The sequence below is a fragment of the Marinobacterium rhizophilum genome (assembly GCF_024397915.1).
Classification (GTDB): Bacteria; Pseudomonadota; Gammaproteobacteria; order Pseudomonadales; family Balneatricaceae; genus Marinobacterium_A; species Marinobacterium_A rhizophilum_A.
On the sequence record NZ_CP073347.1, the window covers coordinates 627,226 to 644,136 of the forward strand.

Sequence of the window (16,911 nt, forward strand, 5' to 3'; positions counted from 1 at the left end):
GCGGTCTTGTCTCTGTGCGCTGTCCCTGTGCCTTGGGGAGCAGTGCCAGGGGAGGGTCGAAATACCATGTTCCCTGGTTGGCGTTCTATGTTTTGTTTCCCCGCTCGGCGATGCCCGGCCTGGCTGCAGGCCCCGGCATGGGTGTTCGTGCTCGGCCTGCTGTTTGGCCTGGGCGGACCGTCGGCATGGGCAGGCAATCCGGTGCTGGTGGTGGATGCGGCCAGCGGCGCGATACTGCATCAGGACAGGGCCGATCAGCGCTGGTATCCGGCATCCCTTGCCAAGCTGATGACACTCTATCTGGTGTTTGAGGCGCTGGACGACGGACGGCTGAAGCTGGACAGTCCTTTGCCGGTTTCACAACAGGCTGCGGCGCAGCCGGCCGTGCGGCTTGGTCTGCGTGCGGGGGCCAGCATCACGGTGGCCGAGGCGATAGCGGCGCTGGCAACGGTGTCATCCAATGATGTTGCGGTCGTGCTGGCCGAGGCGCTGGCGGGCACCGAAGCCCGCTTCGCTGTCCGCATGACGGCCCGCGCCGCCGCCCTTGGCATGACGGACACCGCGTATCGCAATGCCAGCGGGCTGCCGGATGCCGCCCAGGTCACGACAGCACGGGACCAGGCCATTCTCGCCCGGCGACTGCTGCAGGATTTCCCCCGGCATTACCCGCTCTTTGCCACCCGTTCAGCCCGCTACCGGGGGCGGACACTGCAGAACCATAACGGCCTGCTGGGTCGCTATCCGGGGACTGACGGGCTGAAAACCGGCTTTACCTGTGCGGCGGGGTACAATATCGTCGCATCGGCCGTACGTGCCGATCGCCGGCTGATAGCGGTGGTGCTGGGAGCGAATAGCCGGGCGGGGCGGGATGCCCAGGTGAGCCGGTTGCTCGATACGGGATTTGCAGCGCCGCGCGCCGCAGCGGATGCCCCGGCGCTGGCAATGCTGGAGCAGCGCCCTGAAGGGTTGTTGCTGGCGGCGCAGGGTGTGGTGGGGCGCAGTGGCTGTGAGCGGGGCAGGGCCGTCCAGGCCGCTGTGGTCTGGCCGATCGAAAGCTGGGGTGTGCTGCTGGGGATCTACGCAGAGCGGTCTCAGGCGCAGCGTGCGGTCAGGCATGCCCGGGCGCAGCTCGGGGGCGCGCTCAGGGCCGGTCGTCCGCTGTTGCTGGAGCGCGACATGGAACATGGCACGTCCTGGAAGGCGTTGCTGATCGGCTACCGCCACGATAACGTGGGTGCTGTCTGTCTGCGGTTGCGGGCCAGGGGGCTGGAATGTGTCGCCCAGGCCCCGGTAGTGCTGAATTTGCCGGGCTACGCCAGGCGCTGAGGCTGCAGGCGTGGGTTGTCGGCAAGCAGGCGAAGCCGGGAGGCGGGGCATAGAGCGCGGCGGCCGAGTCGGCCATCACGGGAGTTTTGGTTGAAGGAGGCAGCGATGAAAGGAAATCCGGTTTCAGTGTTGCAGTGCGCGCTTGCGCTGATGCTCCTGTTCGCGCCGACGCTCTGGGCGCAGGGGCCGGTATGGCGCATCGCCAACGGCTCCACGGTGCTGTACCTGGGGGCGACGGTGCATATGCTAAGGCCCGGGGACCTGCCGCTGCCGGTACAGTTTGATCGGGCCTATGGTCAAGCCGATGTCCTGCTGTTCGAAGTGGAAATCGGTGCCCTGGCAAGCCCCGACGTTCAGGGGCTGATGGCGCGGGGGCTGCTGTCTGCCGATGGCACCGTGCTGTCGGACCGGTTGTCCGATAGCACCTGGCAGCGGCTCGTGCGCTACGCCGGCAGTCGCGGGCTGGCGCCACCGATGCTGCAGCCGCTGCGACCAGCGGGCGTATTTCTGACGCTGCTGGGGATGGAAATGCTGCGCCTTGGGGCCACCGAAGAGGGGGTGGACATGCAGCTGTATCGCCGCGCCACGCGTGATGCCAAGCCGGTGCGCGCGCTCGAGTCCATCGAGCAGCACCTGCAGTACCTGTTTTCGATGGGGGAGGAAGATCCCGATCTGTTCCTGAACCAGATGATCGACGAGCTGGAAGCCGACAGTACCCTGCTCGATGACCTGATCGATGCCTGGCGCCGCGGCGATGAAGCCGCACTGTACGAAGAGCAGGTGCTGCCGCTCAGGCAGGAGTATGAGCCGCTATACCGGCGCCTGCTGCTGGAGCGCAACCAGCACTGGTGGCCCCGCATTGAAGCCCTGCTGGGGACTCCGGAAACCGAACTGGTGCTGGTTGGCGCCGCTCACCTGGTTGGGCCTGACGGGCTGCTTGCCCAGGCGCGGGCGCAGGGACTCTCGGTGGAGGCCTTGCAGTAGGGCCCGCCACGGCTTGAATCATTCAGCTGCTGCGGTCGTCGTCCAGCCAGCGCCGCGTCTGGTCGCGATCCAGGCCTGGCAACTGTGCCCAGAGCGCCTGCCCGAACAGCTCGTCCAGGCTGCAATCTGCCTGGCTGCACTCGATTTTGTGCCAGGCGCGGGCGCCGCCGAGGATGCAGTATTCGATATACAGGAACCAGTGCTGCCGCACCGTGCCGCAGGCATCCTTGCGCTTGCCGGGTGCGGCCCAGGCATGCAGCGGGCAGGCGTGGCGCAGGCTTTGCAAGCGTCGGGTAAGGCCCTGTTGCGTACGAATGCCCGGGGCGGGTTCCGATCGGTGTGATGCGTATCCGGCCGCGGCCCAGTGCGGGCTTGCTGTTTCCGGTGCGGCGCTAAAATGTGCTTCGAACATGTCGTGCTCCCATGGTTTGGCGAAAGGCGTGCCGTAATGGCAGGGTCTTTCAAATTTCATTCATGAGAGCTGACGTAATAAGTGCGGATACCTGATTGGTTGTCGGTATGGACCGCATCGCCGCTTGGCGGCAACCACCTTGCCCAGGTTGGCAGGTTGGCGAGGACGTCAGCCCTTCTCGTGATGCAAAACTCTGTAACGCCAGGCTAATCTAGCGGCCTCAAAAAAATAACGCAAGCGGGAAATTGCACCCGTGACAATCCGTCAGGCTGGGTCATTGTTGCTGCGATTATCCCAGGTGTTCGGCCAGGCGCCTGGCCTGGGCCTGGCGCATCAGCAGCTGGCAGCGCTCACCGGGCTGCAGCCAGAATGCGGTTCCCCGGCGTGCATCCTGGTCCTGTACCTGGGCAGACCCCGGTTCTGTGCCGGGGGCGATGGCGCTGAATTCCTGCGCCAGCATGTCCGGAATGCGTGCCTTTGCGTCCTTGCCAGGAATCAGCAGCCAGTTGCCACTGTCCAGTGTCAGTAAACTGAAGGCGGTGCCATCGGGCAGCGCACATGGGTGCAGACCGGTGACGGCAAGGGGGCGAGCAAGGCCGAGCAGGTTGCCCAGTGCGAGCACCAGGGCGCCGTCCGCGTCGCATTCCAGCGCCAGCTCATCAACCAGGGCAGGCCGAGCCGGTGTCAGCGACAGGCTGCTGGCATTGAGTTCGCAATGCAACTCCAGCTGGGTGAGGGGGTTGGGTGCTTTGGCGGCGACATGCATGCAGGTGTTCTCGTCTGGGGCCCGGGATTGGACAGGGCTGGCGCCGCAGGGTGGCTGCGGCGCTGGCGTATCCGTGGCGCTAATCAGCCACGGAAGTAGCGCTGTTCAACGAAGGGCATCTTGCTGATGCGCATGGGCAGTTTCTTGCCGCGGACTTCGGCAAAGACAGTGCTGTCCATCTCGGCAGCGGCGGTGCTGACATAGCCCATGGCGATGGATGCGCCGGCGCTCGGGCCGAAGGTGCCGGAGGTGACGATACCGATGCGATTGTCATCGGCATCGAACAGCTCGGTGCCTTCGCGTACCGGTGCCCGACCTTCGCCGATCATGCCGACGCGCTTGCGGCTATTGTCCTTGTTGGCGATCTGACCCAGGATGATATCGGCGCCGGGGAAGCCGCCGGCACGCTCGCCATCACTGCGGCGGCACTTGGAAATGGCCCACAGCAGGCTGGATTCGACCGGCGTTGTATCGGTATCCAGGTCGTGGCCGTACAGGCACAGGCCGGATTCCAGGCGCAGGGAGTCACGGGCACCCAGGCCAATGGCTTCGACTTCCGGCTGGGCCAGCAGCAGGCGGCACAGGCGTTCGGCGTCGGCGGCGGGAATGGAGATTTCGTAGCCGTCTTCGCCGGTATAGCCCGAGCGGCTGACAAAGCAGTCCACGCCATCGATGCTGACGCGGCCGCTGTCCATGAACACCATGCTGGCCACCTGGGGTGCCAGTCGGCTCAGCGCGGTAACGGCAGCCGGGCCCTGCAGGGCGACCAGGGCGCGGTCGTCCAGCTCCTCGAGCGTTACCCCGTCCGGCAGATGGGCACGCATGTGCGCGATGTCCTGTTCCTTGCAGGCGGCGTTCACCACGACATAGATGCTGTCACCCCAGTTGGCAACCATCAGGTCGTCCAGAATGCCGCCCTTGTCGTTGGTGAAAATGGCATAGCGCTGCTTGCCCAGGGGCAGATCAATGATGTCCACCGGTACCAGGGACTCCAGCATGCTGGCGGCGCCGGCGCCTGTCAGCATCACCTGGCCCATGTGGGATACGTCGAACAGGCCGGCCTGTTCGCGGGTCTGCAGGTGTTCCTTCTTTACGCCCAGCGGGTACTGAACCGGCATTTCGTAACCAGCAAAGGGCACCATCTTGGCGCCAAGCTCCAGATGCAGGTCGTACAGTGGGGTTTTTTTCAGGGCGCTGTTGGGTTGCTCAGCCATGATGTGCTCCGTATTGAAGGTGTGTTGGCGGTTCGGGTGCCGGGCGAATCGCAGCCTCGCTCAGGCCGATCCGGATAAACTAAGTTTCCAATAGGAAACAAAATTAGCGGATCATTCTGTCGATTGCAATACATAAATGGTGCCGGGCTGTCGTAATGACGCAGCAAGGTGTCGCCACCCGGGGGCTGAATTCAGGCAAAGGCCGCTTTCCCTGTGCCGGGGCGGCCTGTCTGCAGAGGGGAGTCAGTATAGCAGGCGGTCGGGTCGTTGCCGGGTCAGGCGGTGACCCACAGAATGACCGCGTCCTCTTCGCTGGTGGAGACCAGGGTGTGACCCATCTCGCAGTCGTAGTAGGCGCTGTCGCCTTCGGCCAGGTCTATGGGTTCGTAGAACTCGGTATAAAAGCGGATGCTGCCGCTGAGTACATAGAGCAGTTCTTCGCCGTCATGACGTACCCAGTCTCCATATTCGTCGAAACTGCGCGCCCGCACCGTGGTCTTGTACGGGATCATTTTCTTGTTGGTCAGCTGGGCGGCGAGCATCTCGTGTTCGTAGGTTGGCGTGGCCCGCGGCTTGCCTTCACCGCAGCGAGTGATGTCGCGCCGGCCGCCACTGCTGCGGGTCTTGCTGGGTTGCGAGAAAAGCTGCGGTATATCGATACCCAATCCCTTTACCAGCTTGTTGACGGCGGTGAAGGTGGGGGATATCTGTTCGTTTTCAATTTTCGACAGGGTCGAGCGGGCCAGGCCTGTGCGCTTGCTGGCTTCCTCCAGGGTGAGGTTCTGGCTCAGCCGGATTTCCCGCACCCGCTTGCCCAGCTGCAGGGGCTCGACAATGGCTTCGTGATTGGCGGCGCTTACCTGAAGCTCGGGGGGCTGCGAAGGGGGCTGGGATTGGTCAGACATGAAGCAATCACTCCTGGGCCGGTTTTGCGGGCTGGTGGCACACCTGGGCGTTTATCTGGAGGCGCGGGGCGGGCGACAGAGCGACGCTGAATGGTTAACCGGCAAGATATTTTATGTTTCCCCGATACTACACAAGCCGCCGGATGATGGAAAGAAAGCCCGCAGGCGTTGGTAGCACGCGAATTAAGGGAATTATGTTTCCTATAGGAAATTTATCGTTGATTTGTGGAAATGCTGTTGCTAGTCTAGCGGCTCTGCGGGATTGAGCCTGTACCGGGCGTACCGGTGTTCCCTTGTCGCCTTATGGCGGTTTGCCGATCATACTTGGTGTACCACGGCATTGACGCAATGCCTTAATCTCCGGCAGGCCGGTTTGGCGGTGCGCCGACAGAACGGCAGGAAAGCATAGATGGACATAAACGAGTTCGTGGTCAGGCTTGAGCAGATGTTGTCCGCATCGCTGGCGTGGCTGAGCAGTCCGACCTTTTACTCCCAGGTTGGTCTGATGGCGGTGGCGCTGCTGGTAGGGTATTCGATTGCAGCCTACCTGAAGACCCATTCGCCACTGCTGCGAAAGCGCCCGCAGGAAGGGTCTCTGTTGCGCCTGCGGCTGCAGATTTATGCGTCCCGCAACCTGCTGCTGCCGCTGATGCTGATTTTGATGTTGTCCATAGCCGCCGACCTGAGCCAAAAACTGCTGGGGCAAAACTGGCTGGTGCGTCTGGGGCTGAGCTTCGCCGTGGTGTTCATGCTCTACTCGATCATCAATCGTTTTGTGGAGAAGAAGTTTTTCCGCACCCTGGCGAGCTGGGTCTTTTTACCCATCGCGCTGTTGCATATTTTCGGCTGGCTCAATGGCCTGATTGCCTACCTCGAAGGCATTTCCGTGGAAGTCGGCAATATCGAGATTTCGGCCTACGGTGTGGTGCGGGTGCTGATATTCGGGTCGGTCCTGTTTTGGCTCGGGCGCCTGTCCAACAACGCCGGCCAGCAGATTATCCGCAGCCAGCAGGACCTGGATGCCGGCACGCGGGAAGTATTTGCCAAGCTGTTCCAGATCGCGCTGTTCTTTATTGTCTTCATTCTGCTGTTGCAGATCATGGGCATCAACCTGACGGCGCTGGCGGTCTTCGGAGGGGCCCTGGGTGTGGGGCTGGGGTTTGGCCTGCAGTCGATTGCCTCGAACTTTATCTCCGGCATCATTCTGCTGCTGGAACGTTCTCTCAGCGTGGGGGACTACGTCGAGATGGAAGATGGCCGCAAGGGCAAGATCCGGGAGCTGAACATGAGATCCACCACGCTGGAAACCTTCGATGGCAAGGACATCATGGTGCCCAACGAACAGTTTATCAGCGGCAGCTTTACCAACTGGACGCACAAGAACATCAAGCAGCGGTACGCGCTGGAATTTCAGGTGTCCTACCAGACAGACCTGCATTTTCTGTTCGATCTGCTGCGCCGGGTTGTCGCCAGTCACCCCCGGGTGATCAGTGGCGATGATATTCCGATCGAGGAGCGTCCGGATGCCGAGATCAGCGGCTTTGGTGATTCCGGGGTGGATATCCTGGTGGAGTTCTGGATGGAAGGTGTCGATGACGGCGAGAACCGTGTCGGTGGCGATCTGCTGCTGATGATCTGGGATGCGTTCAAGGAACACCATATCGAGATTCCGTTCCCGCAGCGCGAAGTCAGGGTATTGAATCCGGGCGCGGCCAAGGTTTCTGACGAAGCCGGGCAGCGTTAATTTTTCCTAAAACCAAAGGCAGCAGGCGACGCCATGGCACTGAGCATATTTGATCTGTTCAAGATTGGGGTTGGGCCCTCGTCGTCCCACACGGTGGGGCCCATGGTGGCGGCCAACCGTTTTGTGGCGGAATTGAACGAGCGCAACCTGATGGACAGGGTGGCAGCGGTGAAGGTGAGCCTGTTTGGCTCCCTGGCGATGACCGGCAAGGGCCATGCCACCGATATTGCTGCCATGCTCGGGCTGCTGGGTGAACAGCCGGACCGGGTGGATCCGGCCCGCATTGATCCCCTGATCGCCGATATCCGTGACACCGGCCAGCTGCTGCTGGGCGGCGTGCAAGCCGTGCCGTTTCGCGAGGCCGATCACCTGCGCTTCCACTTTGGCGAGTCGCTCCCCAAGCACCCCAATGGCATGCGCCTGGAAGTACTGGATGCCGCCGGGCTGATTTTCTACAGCAATGTGTACTACTCGGTGGGGGGCGGATTCGTACTCAGCGATGCCCAGGCCAATGATCAGGGGCGTGGCGCCGAGGATGAGTCCTTCGAGGTGCCGTACCCGTTCAACAATGCCGCTGAGCTGCTGGCCTATGGCGATGAGGCGGGTCTGAGCATTGCCGAGCTGGTGATGGAGAACGAACGCACTCGCCACACGGACGAGGACATCAGCCAGCGCCTGCTGAAAATCTGGCAGGTAATGGATGACTGCATCCGTGCAGGCTGCAAGCACACCGGCGAGCTGCCGGGCGGGTTGCGCGTCAAGCGCCGCGCCCACGACATGTGGCAGGAACTGGTCAACCACCCCGAACGCAGCATCAAGGATCACCTCACGGTACTGGACTGGGTCAATCTTTATGCCATCGCGGTCAACGAGGAAAATGCAGCCAGCGGCCGGGTGGTCACGGCGCCCACCAATGGTGCGGCCGGCGTAATTCCGGCGGTGCTGGCCTATTACGACCGCTTCGTGCCGGGCAGCAGCCTGGAGGGCATCAAGACCTTCCTGGTGACCGCCGCCGCCATCGGCATGCTGTACAAGAAGAATGCCTCGATATCGGCTGCCGAAGTGGGCTGCCAGGGCGAGATTGGCGTGGCCTGCTCCATGGCCGCCGGTGCCCTGTGCGCGGTGCTGGGCGGCAGCAATCGCCAGATCGAGAACGCCGCCGAGATCGGCATGGAACACAACCTGGGCCTGACCTGCGACCCCATCGGCGGACTGGTGCAGGTGCCCTGCATCGAGCGCAATACCATGGGGGCGGTCAAGGCCATCAATGCGGCGCGCCTGGCGCTGCGCGGTACCGGTGAGCACCATGTGTCGCTCGACAGTGTGATCGAGACCATGCGCCAGACCGGCCTCGACATGCAGGACAAGTACAAGGAAACCTCGACCGGCGGCCTGGCCGTCAACGTGGTGGCCTGTTGATCAACCTTCAGCCAGCTGGGAGCAAGTAAGACATGAGTACACAGGACCTCTACGCCAACGCTGAACGTGCGGCGTTTTTCACCCGGGATCTCGGTGCCGCAGATCCCGCGTTGCAGGGTGCGGTAGATGCGGAATTCCGCCGTCAGGACAGCCAGATTGAGCTGATCGCCTCGGAAAATATTGTCTCAAAGGCGGTGATGCAGGCGCAGGGAACCGTACTGACCAACAAGTACGCCGAAGGCTACCCGGGCCGCCGCTACTACGGCGGTTGCGAGCATGTCGATGAAGCCGAGGCGCTGGCGATTTCCCGTGCCAAGGAGCTGTTCAACTGTGAATTCGTCAATGTGCAGCCCCATTCCGGTGCCCAGGCCAACGGTGCCGTGATGCTGGCGCTGCTGCAGCCCGGCGATACCGTGCTGGGGATGTCGCTGGACGCCGGTGGCCACCTGACCCACGGTGCGCGCCCGGCGCTGTCGGGAAAATGGTTCAATGCCGTGCAGTACGGCGTATCCCGCGACACCCAGCGTATCGACTACGACGCCGTGGAAACCCTGGCCGTTGAATGCCAGCCCAAACTCATCATCGCCGGTGGCTCCGCCATTCCGCGCGAAATCGACTTCGCCCGTTTCCGGGCGATTGCCGACAAGGTGGGCGCGCTGCTGATGGTCGACATGGCCCACATCGCCGGCCTGGTGGCCACCGGAGCGCACCCGAGCCCGCTGCCCCACGCCCACGTGGTGACTACCACCACCCACAAGACCCTGCGCGGCCCCCGCGGCGGCATGATCCTGTGCAACGACCTGGACCTGGGCAAGAAGATCAACTCGGCGGTGTTCCCGGGCCTGCAGGGCGGCCCGCTGATGCATGTGATCGCCGCCAAGGCGGTGGCCTTCGGTGAAGCGCTGCAACCGGGCTTCAAGACCTATATAGACCAGGTGCGTGAAAACGCCCGCACCCTGGCGGCGGTGATGGTCGAGCGCGGCTGTGACGTTGTCACCGGCGGCACCGATACCCACCTGATGCTGGTGGACCTGCGTCCCAAGGGACTGAAAGGCAACCAGGTCGAAGAGGCACTGGAGCGCGCCGGTATTACCTGCAACAAGAACGGCATCCCGTTTGACCCGGAAAAGCCCATGGTCACCTCGGGTATTCGCCTGGGCACACCGGCCGGGACCACCCGCGGCTTTGGCGTGGCCGAATTCAGCCAGATAGGCCACCTGATCAACGATGTGCTCGACGGTCTGGTCGCGAGCCCCGACGGCAACGCAGCGGTTGAGGCCAGGGTGCTGGCCGAGGTCGAAGCCCTCTGTGCCCGCTTCCCGTTATATCGCTAGCCTGAAGGCCGCTCGGGCGGGCAGGGGCTCGCCGGGCTGCGCCTAAAACTTTACTGAAAAAAGCGTTTGGAAGGATTTCTTGATGAACAATGTGCCCAATACTCTGAAATATACTGCATCTCACGAGTGGATTCTCGATAATGGCGACGGTACCGTAACCGTCGGTATTACCGATCACGCTCAGGAGCTGCTCGGCGATGTGGTGTTCGTCGAACTGCCCGAAGTGGGCCGCGATGTCGCCAAGGGTGAAGACTTCTCCCTGGTGGAGTCCGTCAAGGCGGCCTCCGACATCTACGCGCCACTGTCCGGTGAAGTGATTGCCGTGAACGAGTCCCTGATGGATGCCCCCGAGACCCTGAATGAATCCGCCTATGACGCAGGCTGGATCGCCAAATTGAAACTGGCAGACGCTGCCGAGCTCAACGCACTGCTCGACGCCAGCGCCTACCAGGCCACGGTTGCGGAACAAGACTGACCCTGCGCAGACAGGGCTGACTTTTTACGCAAATCGCGAAGCGCCAGGCGCTTCGCACTATTAAAACCCGTTGCCGCAGTCGGACTCTTCGACAGCGGCACAGAGCAGGCAGGTTAGTGTTATGGCTGTTGAACCCCGTACCTTGATTGAACTTGAGCAGCGCACGGATTTTACCCGTCGCCATATTGGCCCCGATGGCGTCGAGCAGCAGTCGATGCTGCAGACCCTCAATGCCGATTCCCTCGACGACCTGATGCGCCAGACCGTGCCCTCCAGCATCCTGCTGGACGATGCCCTGGCCATGAACGACGGCGAGACCGAAGTCGAGGCATTGAATTACCTGCAGGGCCTGGCCAGGCAGAACAAGGTCAACAAGTCCTACATCGGTATGGGCTACCACAACACCCGCGTGCCTAACGTGATCCTGCGCAACGTGCTGGAAAACCCGGGCTGGTACACCGCCTACACGCCTTACCAGCCGGAGATCGCCCAGGGTCGGCTGGAATCCCTGCTCAACTACCAGCAGCTGGTGATGGACCTGACCGGCATGGACCTGGCCAACGCCTCCCTGCTGGACGAAGCCACGGCCGCGGCCGAGGCCATGACACTGTGCAAGCGTTCCAACCGCAAGAAGAGCAACAGCTATTTCGTTGCCGACGACGTGCATCCGCAGACCATCGATGTCATCCGCACCCGCGCCGAGTACTTCGGTTACGATGTGGTGGTGGCGCCTGCGGCAGAGCTGGATCAGCACGATGTCTTTGGCGTGCAGCTGCAGTATCCCGGTACCTGCGGCAATATCACCGATATCAAGAGCCTGATCGAAAATGCCAAGGCCCAGCAGGCCATGGTCGCCGTGGCGGCCGATCCGATGGCACTGGTACTACTGCAGTCACCCGGTGAGCTGGGGGCCGATGTGGTGCTGGGTTCTGCCCAGCGTTTTGGCGTGCCGATGGGCTTTGGTGGCCCGCACGCGGCCTTCTTTGCCGCCAGCGACAAGCTCAAGCGCTCGGTGCCGGGCCGCATTATCGGTGTCTCCGTGGATGCCAATGGCAACCAGGCGCTGCGCATGGCCATGCAGACCCGCGAGCAGCATATCCGCCGCGAGAAGGCGACCTCCAACATCTGTACCGCCCAGGCACTGCTGGCCAACATGTCGAGCTTCTACGCCGTGTACCACGGTCCGGACGGCCTCAAGGCTATTGCCGAGCGCATTCACCGCCTCACCGCCATTCTGGCCATCGGCCTTGCGGACAAGGGCTTTGCGGTCAACGACAGTTACTTCGATACCCTGACGCTGACGCTGGGCGACCAGCAGCAGGCGGTGTACCAGCGCGCCCTGGCACAGGGCTGCAACCTGCGCCTCAATGGCACGGATCGTCTGGGTGTGAGCCTGGATGAAACCACCACGGCGGCCGATGTCGCCGAACTGTTCGACGTTATCCTGGGTGCGGGTCACGGGCTGGACGTCGCCGCCATCGATGCCCGTATCGTGGCAGGCGAGGCGACCGGCATTAAGCCTGCGCAGCGCCGCGAAGACGCCATCCTGACTCACCCGGTGTTCAACACCCACCACAGCGAAACCGAGATGCTGCGTTACATGAAGCAGCTCGAGAACAAGGATTACTCCCTGGTACACGGCATGATCCCGCTGGGTTCCTGCACCATGAAACTCAACGCCACGGCCGAAATGATTCCGGTCACCTGGCCCGAGTTTGCCAATATCCACCCCTTCGCGCCGGCTGACCAGATCCAGGGTTACCACCGCATGCTCGAAGAACTCGAAGCCATGCTGGTGGAAATCACCGGCTACGACAACGTCTCGCTGCAGCCCAACTCCGGTGCCCAGGGTGAGTACGCAGGCCTGCTGGCGATCCGCAAGTACCAGGAATCCATCGGTGAAGGTCACCGCGATATCTGCCTGATCCCGTCCTCCGCCCACGGTACCAACCCGGCGTCCGCAGCGATGATGGGCATGAAGGTGGTGATCGTCGAGTGTGACGCCAAGGGCAACGTCGATGTCGCCGACATGCGCGCCAAGGCCGAGCAGCACAGCGAAAACCTGAGCTGCCTGATGATCACCTATCCGTCCACCCACGGTGTGTTCGAGCAGGAAATCGTCGAGATCTGTGACCTGGTGCACCGGCACGGCGGCCAGGTGTACATGGACGGCGCCAACATGAACGCCCAGGTCGGCATCTCCAAGCCCGGCCTGATCGGCTCTGACGTATCCCACCTCAACCTGCACAAGACCTTCGCCATTCCCCACGGCGGCGGTGGTCCGGGCATGGGCCCCATCGGTGTGAAGAGCCACCTGGCACCCTTCCTGCCGGGTCACCAGGTCAGTGCGGTACCGGGTCTGGACAACCAGAACGGTGCAGTGTCGGCGGCGCCCTTCGGTTCCGGCGCCATCCTGCCGATCAGCTACCTGTACATCCGCATGCTCGGCAAGTCCGGCCTCAAGGACTCCACCCGGGTGGCGATCCTGGGTGCCAACTACCTGGCCGAGAAGCTCGGTGAGCACTACCCGATCCTGTACCGGGGTCGCAATGGCCGTGTCGCCCACGAGTGCATCGTCGATATCCGTCCGCTGAAGGAAGCCTGTGGCGTGACCGAGGAAGACATCGCCAAGCGCCTGATGGACTACGGTTTCCATGCGCCCACCATGTCCTTCCCGGTGGCCGGTACCCTGATGATCGAGCCGACCGAGTCCGAGTCCAAGGCGGAGCTGGATCGCTTTATCGAAGCCATGGTCAAGATTCGCGGCGAGATCAGCCGCGTGGAGTCCGGTGAATGGACGCTGGACAATAACCCGCTGCACCATGCCCCGCACACCATGGCGGACCTGGTGGGTGACTGGGATCGTGTCTACAGCCGTGACGAGGCGGTGTTCCCGACCGAGTCCACCCGTCGCAACAAGTTCTGGCCGGCGGCCAACCGTATCGACAACGTCTTTGGCGATCGCAATTTCATTTGCTCCTGCCCGTCGATCGATAACTACCGCGAAGACTGATTCTTCCAGGTCACGGCCCCTTGGCGGGGCTGTGACCGGGTGAGGTGTCAGGTAAAAGGTAAAAGAAAGGCCCGGCAGCAATGTCGGGCCTTTTTGTTTGGGGAAAGGCGCTGTGGCGTAAAGGCGGGTAGGGTGCTGATGAGCGCAGCGAATCGCACCAAGTGTTCTGTACCCTAGGCCAGCGGGCATACGGCCGGTAGGCCCCAGCTGCACGTCTTTTTCAACAATGCAGTCAGATCTCACTGGCACGAATACTCAAAGTGAGCCAGTATCAATACACTATTGATTGAAGGTTGTGTGGAACTGTGCGCAATCTCGTACATAAAATACGCATATTTGTTTTCAAAGGAGGAAAATGACTGTGCTGATTCAAAAATATATCAAGCGATTTCAAAATGGTTTTTTTAATACTGTGCGTTTGTTGATAGTATTAATGTATAGTCTTTCTGTTTTGCTATCTTCTATGGCAGTAAGGGCATGAGAGTGAATAGAACCAATGGCGAGCTGCTTGAAAAGCCCATATTGGTTTGGTCTGTTTTCGTATTGATTATCTATTCTGTAATATTCTTTTCAATTGAAGCACTGCCTGATTTAAGCGAAGAAACTATTCTGTTTCTCAATATTTCATAAATTTTAGTTGTCGCTGCTTTTACGGTCGAGTACTTTTATCGCATTTTATGCTCGACGAATAAAATAAAGTTTATTTTTAGTTTTTATGGTCTTGTTGATTTGATCGTAATTTTGCCTTTTTATCTTGCTTTTGCCGTAGACCTCAGGGCGATGCGCTTGGTCAGGTTGCTGCGTCTTGTGCGTATTATGAAATTAGTTAGATACAATAGCGCGATAAGGAGGTTTTCTAAGGTTATTTATATCGCCAAAGAGGAGCTGGTAATATTTAAATTGTAAAGTATGATCATGATATATTTGGCCGCTGTTGGAATATATTACTTTGAGCACGCCGCTCAGCCGGAAATGTATCGATCGATATTCGACTGTCTTTGGTGGGCGGTAGTAACATTGACGACGGTTGGCTATGGCGATATATATCCTGTTACGGTAGGAGGGAGATTATTTACGTTTTTAACTCTGATGATCGGTTTGGGCTTGCTGGTCGTGCCTACCGGAATTGTGACATCGGCGTTATCCGCAGTGCGTAATAATCAAGAAGAAGATGTAGAGTAATATGGGTTTAATGATGTATTTGTAATTAATATATCCATGGAGGGGTAATGGAAATTTTCACGCGATTCAATCAGAAGAACATACAGGACAGGCAGGTGGATACGTTAATCGGCTTGAGTAAAGGCCTTGCCGCTGATGGTAAGGTTAATCAGGCTGAAGCGGAGTTTTTATATTCATGGTTGGTGCAGAACCAGCAGGTTTCACTTAATCCGATAATATTTAATTTACTAGATAAAGTCGGATCTATGCTAGAGGATGGCGTTTTAGATAACGATGAATCTGCAGAGCTTCTCACTATACTTCGTTCTATTTCAGGAGAGGAATCTATAATTGGAGAACTTTCCAAAACATCATCTCTGCCCATTAATCAGCCGCTTCCTTCGTTGGTGTTTAATAATTCAACTTTTCTTTTTACGGGTACATGTGCGTTTGGTACTCGAAAACAATGTCAGGAAGCTATCGAGTCTCTTGGCGGAGTAAATGCTAAAAGTGTAACTAAAACACTGGATTATTTAATCCTGGGTACCTATGTTACTGACAGCTGGGTGCATGAGAGTTTTGGTCGGAAAATCGAAAAAGCGATGCAGTATCGTGACGGTGGTGTTCCATTAGCAATAATTACGGAAGAGCATTGGGCAAATGAGGCTCAGTTGTAGTAAAAAAAGGTTTTTCACTTCTCCGAAAGTCCGCGAAGGCATGAATCGTCGTATATGGAACCGCACGTACGGTGGCAAGGCCTCCTCCTACTCGATAGCTCTTGTGAGGGACTGACCTGTGATGTCCTGCCCGGAGGGCGGTGGTTCAGCTTCCGGTGACAGGCAGCCGGGATGTGCCGGGACTGGTCTGCAGTACGCTCTCAGGCATCGAAATCGAGGCGGTAGGCCAGCTTGATCTTGCCGGCATTGTCGTCAGCTGCTCCGGACCCGGAGAGTGACTCGTAACCCAGGTACAGGGTGATATTCTGCATGTGGTTTTCGATATCCATCACCAGCCCGGTTTGCAAGCGGCGTTCCTGGCGAGTGTCGGTGACGGTTCGCAGTGATACCTGTGGCCTGATTGACGCCCAGCGTGGCCCCAGGCGCAGGTCCGGTTCAGCTGATACGCGATAGTGGCTCTGCGTTCGTCGCTCGCGCGTGAAGGGCAGGCGCTGTTGCGAGACATCGGCAACCAGGTTGATGTCCCAGCCGGTCCAGGCGTTTTCTGACAGGGTCAGCGTCCAGTTATCGATGTCGCCGGCATGGGTGGCACAATCGAGTGCGCGCTGCGAGGATGTTTCGAGCCTGGCCTTCAGGTAAGCGAAAACGCGACTGGAGAATGACAGGTCGGTGCGGTATTCGGCGCAGGGCGCGTCGCCATCCCGGTCACGCAACATGTAATCCGCGCCTGCAGTTAGTTTTGCGCCGCTCCAGGGCCTGTAACCCAGCTCGGCGGCGAGACGACGCTCACCCGCAGTAACGACACTGCCGTAGGGGTGAAAGCCCCTGCTGAACTGGCTCAGCGCCAGGCCATAGCCGAAGCCGTTGACGGGCTTTCGGGCCAGGTTCAAGCGAATTCCGGAGCCCCTCGCCGTGCGTTGCGAAGTGCCGTCCTGCGCTACAAGGGCGAGCTCTGCGGTCAGGTCGAAATCCTGAAGCAGCGCAGTCGGGGTCAACTCTCCCCGGAGGCTGGCCAGCCAGAGGCCGTCGAGCCCCTGATCTAGCGTTTGCTGCCGGAACAGGCTCAGCTTCACATCGTTGTGGCCGCGCTTGCCGGCCCAGGCCATTCCCGCCCGGTAGCGGTTCTCGCTTGAGCGGCCGATAACGAGAGCGGTATCGAGTGTGTCGCCAAGCGGCTGCAAGGGAAGCGCCTGGACGCTGTCCAGCTGCTGATCGATAAAGCCGCTATCCGGAATAACCACCGAAGCTGCGGTGCCCTGGCTTAATTTCGCCAGGTTGGCGCTGGCGCCCGGCAGCACCGTTTGGCCGTTGGTCATCCTGGCGGTCACAAGCTTGTCGGTGTAATGAGGTGTTGAGGAGCAGCCAGAGATGACCGCTGCGAGGATTGCAAGGAGGGATAGATAGGGGAACTGAAGTAGTGCTTGCAGCGTCGACCTCCGGCTCGGATTGCCGCTGCAACAGGACGTGCGCACCTGCACAGA

13 protein-coding genes, 1 pseudogene and 1 riboswitch are annotated in these 16,911 nt (G+C 60.1%); of the genes and pseudogenes, 9 read left to right on the forward strand and 5 right to left on the reverse strand.

All coding sequences use genetic code 11. The features are described 5' to 3' along the window. Nucleotides 1-141: 141 nt before the first annotated feature. Both KDW95_RS02750 and KDW95_RS02755 read left to right on the forward strand, forming a co-directional pair. Nucleotides 142-1,326: a D-alanyl-D-alanine carboxypeptidase family protein gene (locus tag KDW95_RS02750; protein WP_255854728.1), complete on the forward strand. Its 1,185-nt coding sequence runs from the start codon at nucleotides 142-144 to the stop codon at nucleotides 1,324-1,326. A gap of 105 nt (nucleotides 1,327-1,431) precedes the next feature. Next, on the forward strand, nucleotides 1,432-2,310 hold the full coding sequence (locus KDW95_RS02755) for a TraB/GumN family protein (protein WP_255854729.1): 879 nt from the start codon (nucleotides 1,432-1,434) through the stop codon (nucleotides 2,308-2,310). Nucleotides 2,311-2,332: 22 nt separating this feature from the next. Here the strand turns inward: KDW95_RS02755 and KDW95_RS02760 are convergent, their stop codons facing one another. The 4 genes from KDW95_RS02760 to KDW95_RS02775 form a co-directional block, all read right to left on the reverse strand. Beyond that, nucleotides 2,333-2,722, reverse strand: a complete 390-nt coding sequence (locus KDW95_RS02760; protein WP_255854730.1) for a hypothetical protein — start codon at nucleotides 2,720-2,722, stop codon at nucleotides 2,333-2,335. 85 nt (nucleotides 2,723-2,807) lie between these two features. Further along, nucleotides 2,808-2,914, reverse strand: a riboswitch (SAM-I-IV-variant riboswitch). A gap of 97 nt (nucleotides 2,915-3,011) precedes the next feature. Further along, nucleotides 3,012-3,488 (reverse strand): hypothetical protein, encoded by a 477-nt coding sequence (locus KDW95_RS02765; RefSeq protein WP_255854731.1) that lies wholly within the window; start codon nucleotides 3,486-3,488, stop codon nucleotides 3,012-3,014. Between the two features lie 83 nt (nucleotides 3,489-3,571). Then, complete coding sequence (gcvT, locus tag KDW95_RS02770; RefSeq protein ID WP_255854732.1) at nucleotides 3,572-4,702, reverse strand: glycine cleavage system aminomethyltransferase GcvT; 1,131 nt, start codon at nucleotides 4,700-4,702, stop codon at nucleotides 3,572-3,574. 275 nt (nucleotides 4,703-4,977) lie between these two features. Beyond that, the gene (locus KDW95_RS02775) at nucleotides 4,978-5,607 is read right to left on the reverse strand and encodes a helix-turn-helix domain-containing protein (RefSeq protein WP_255854734.1); all 630 of its coding nucleotides are present in this window, start codon (nucleotides 5,605-5,607) and stop codon (nucleotides 4,978-4,980) included. Between the two features lie 409 nt (nucleotides 5,608-6,016). Between KDW95_RS02775 and KDW95_RS02780 the strand changes: the two genes are divergently transcribed. From KDW95_RS02780 to KDW95_RS02805, 7 genes and pseudogenes are all read left to right on the forward strand, one after another. Further along, the gene (locus tag KDW95_RS02780) at nucleotides 6,017-7,351 is read left to right on the forward strand and encodes a mechanosensitive ion channel family protein (protein WP_255854735.1); all 1,335 of its coding nucleotides are present in this window, start codon (nucleotides 6,017-6,019) and stop codon (nucleotides 7,349-7,351) included. A 33-nt stretch (nucleotides 7,352-7,384) separates the two neighbouring features. Continuing rightward, on the forward strand, nucleotides 7,385-8,770 hold the full coding sequence (locus KDW95_RS02785; RefSeq protein ID WP_255854736.1) for an L-serine ammonia-lyase: 1,386 nt from the start codon (nucleotides 7,385-7,387) through the stop codon (nucleotides 8,768-8,770). 32 nt (nucleotides 8,771-8,802) lie between these two features. Next, nucleotides 8,803-10,104 (forward strand): serine hydroxymethyltransferase, encoded by a 1,302-nt coding sequence (locus KDW95_RS02790; protein WP_255854737.1) that lies wholly within the window; start codon nucleotides 8,803-8,805, stop codon nucleotides 10,102-10,104. Between the two features lie 82 nt (nucleotides 10,105-10,186). Then, nucleotides 10,187-10,579: a glycine cleavage system protein GcvH gene (gene gcvH, locus KDW95_RS02795; RefSeq protein ID WP_255854738.1), complete on the forward strand. Its 393-nt coding sequence runs from the start codon at nucleotides 10,187-10,189 to the stop codon at nucleotides 10,577-10,579. Between the two features lie 121 nt (nucleotides 10,580-10,700). Then, on the forward strand, nucleotides 10,701-13,592 hold the full coding sequence (gcvP, locus tag KDW95_RS02800) for an aminomethyl-transferring glycine dehydrogenase (protein WP_255854739.1): 2,892 nt from the start codon (nucleotides 10,701-10,703) through the stop codon (nucleotides 13,590-13,592). 693 nt (nucleotides 13,593-14,285) lie between these two features. Next, nucleotides 14,286-14,774, forward strand: a pseudogene (locus KDW95_RS23575) (potassium channel family protein). 95 nt (nucleotides 14,775-14,869) lie between these two features. Then, nucleotides 14,870-15,430: a BRCT domain-containing protein gene (locus KDW95_RS02805; protein WP_255854740.1), complete on the forward strand. Its 561-nt coding sequence runs from the start codon at nucleotides 14,870-14,872 to the stop codon at nucleotides 15,428-15,430. Nucleotides 15,431-15,630: 200 nt separating this feature from the next. On the opposite strand, the gene KDW95_RS02810 is transcribed toward KDW95_RS02805, so the two are convergent. Continuing rightward, nucleotides 15,631-16,746, reverse strand: a complete 1,116-nt coding sequence (locus KDW95_RS02810) for a hypothetical protein (RefSeq protein ID WP_255854741.1) — start codon at nucleotides 16,744-16,746, stop codon at nucleotides 15,631-15,633. Between the last annotated feature and the right edge of the window lie 165 nt (nucleotides 16,747-16,911).

Excerpts from the sequence above, each read along its gene's own strand:
- KDW95_RS02760 (WP_255854730.1), bottom strand. The coding sequence starts at position 2,722 with ATGTTCGAAGCACATTTTAGCGCCGCACCGGAAACAGCAAGCCCGCAC.
- gcvT (WP_255854732.1), bottom strand. The coding sequence starts at position 4,702 with ATGGCTGAGCAACCCAACAGCGCCCTGAAAAAAACCCCACTGTACGAC.
- gcvP (WP_255854739.1), top strand. The coding sequence starts at position 10,701 with ATGGCTGTTGAACCCCGTACCTTGATTGAACTTGAGCAGCGCACGGAT.
- KDW95_RS02790 (WP_255854737.1), top strand. The coding sequence starts at position 8,803 with ATGAGTACACAGGACCTCTACGCCAACGCTGAACGTGCGGCGTTTTTC.
- KDW95_RS02775 (WP_255854734.1), bottom strand. The coding sequence starts at position 5,607 with ATGTCTGACCAATCCCAGCCCCCTTCGCAGCCCCCCGAGCTTCAGGTA.
- KDW95_RS02755 (WP_255854729.1), top strand. The coding sequence starts at position 1,432 with ATGAAAGGAAATCCGGTTTCAGTGTTGCAGTGCGCGCTTGCGCTGATG.
- gcvH (WP_255854738.1), top strand. The coding sequence starts at position 10,187 with ATGAACAATGTGCCCAATACTCTGAAATATACTGCATCTCACGAGTGG.
- KDW95_RS02765 (WP_255854731.1), bottom strand. The coding sequence starts at position 3,488 with ATGCATGTCGCCGCCAAAGCACCCAACCCCCTCACCCAGCTGGAGTTG.
- KDW95_RS02780 (WP_255854735.1), top strand. The coding sequence starts at position 6,017 with ATGGACATAAACGAGTTCGTGGTCAGGCTTGAGCAGATGTTGTCCGCA.
- KDW95_RS02810 (WP_255854741.1), bottom strand. The coding sequence starts at position 16,746 with ATGACCAACGGCCAAACGGTGCTGCCGGGCGCCAGCGCCAACCTGGCG.
- KDW95_RS02785 (WP_255854736.1), top strand. The coding sequence starts at position 7,385 with ATGGCACTGAGCATATTTGATCTGTTCAAGATTGGGGTTGGGCCCTCG.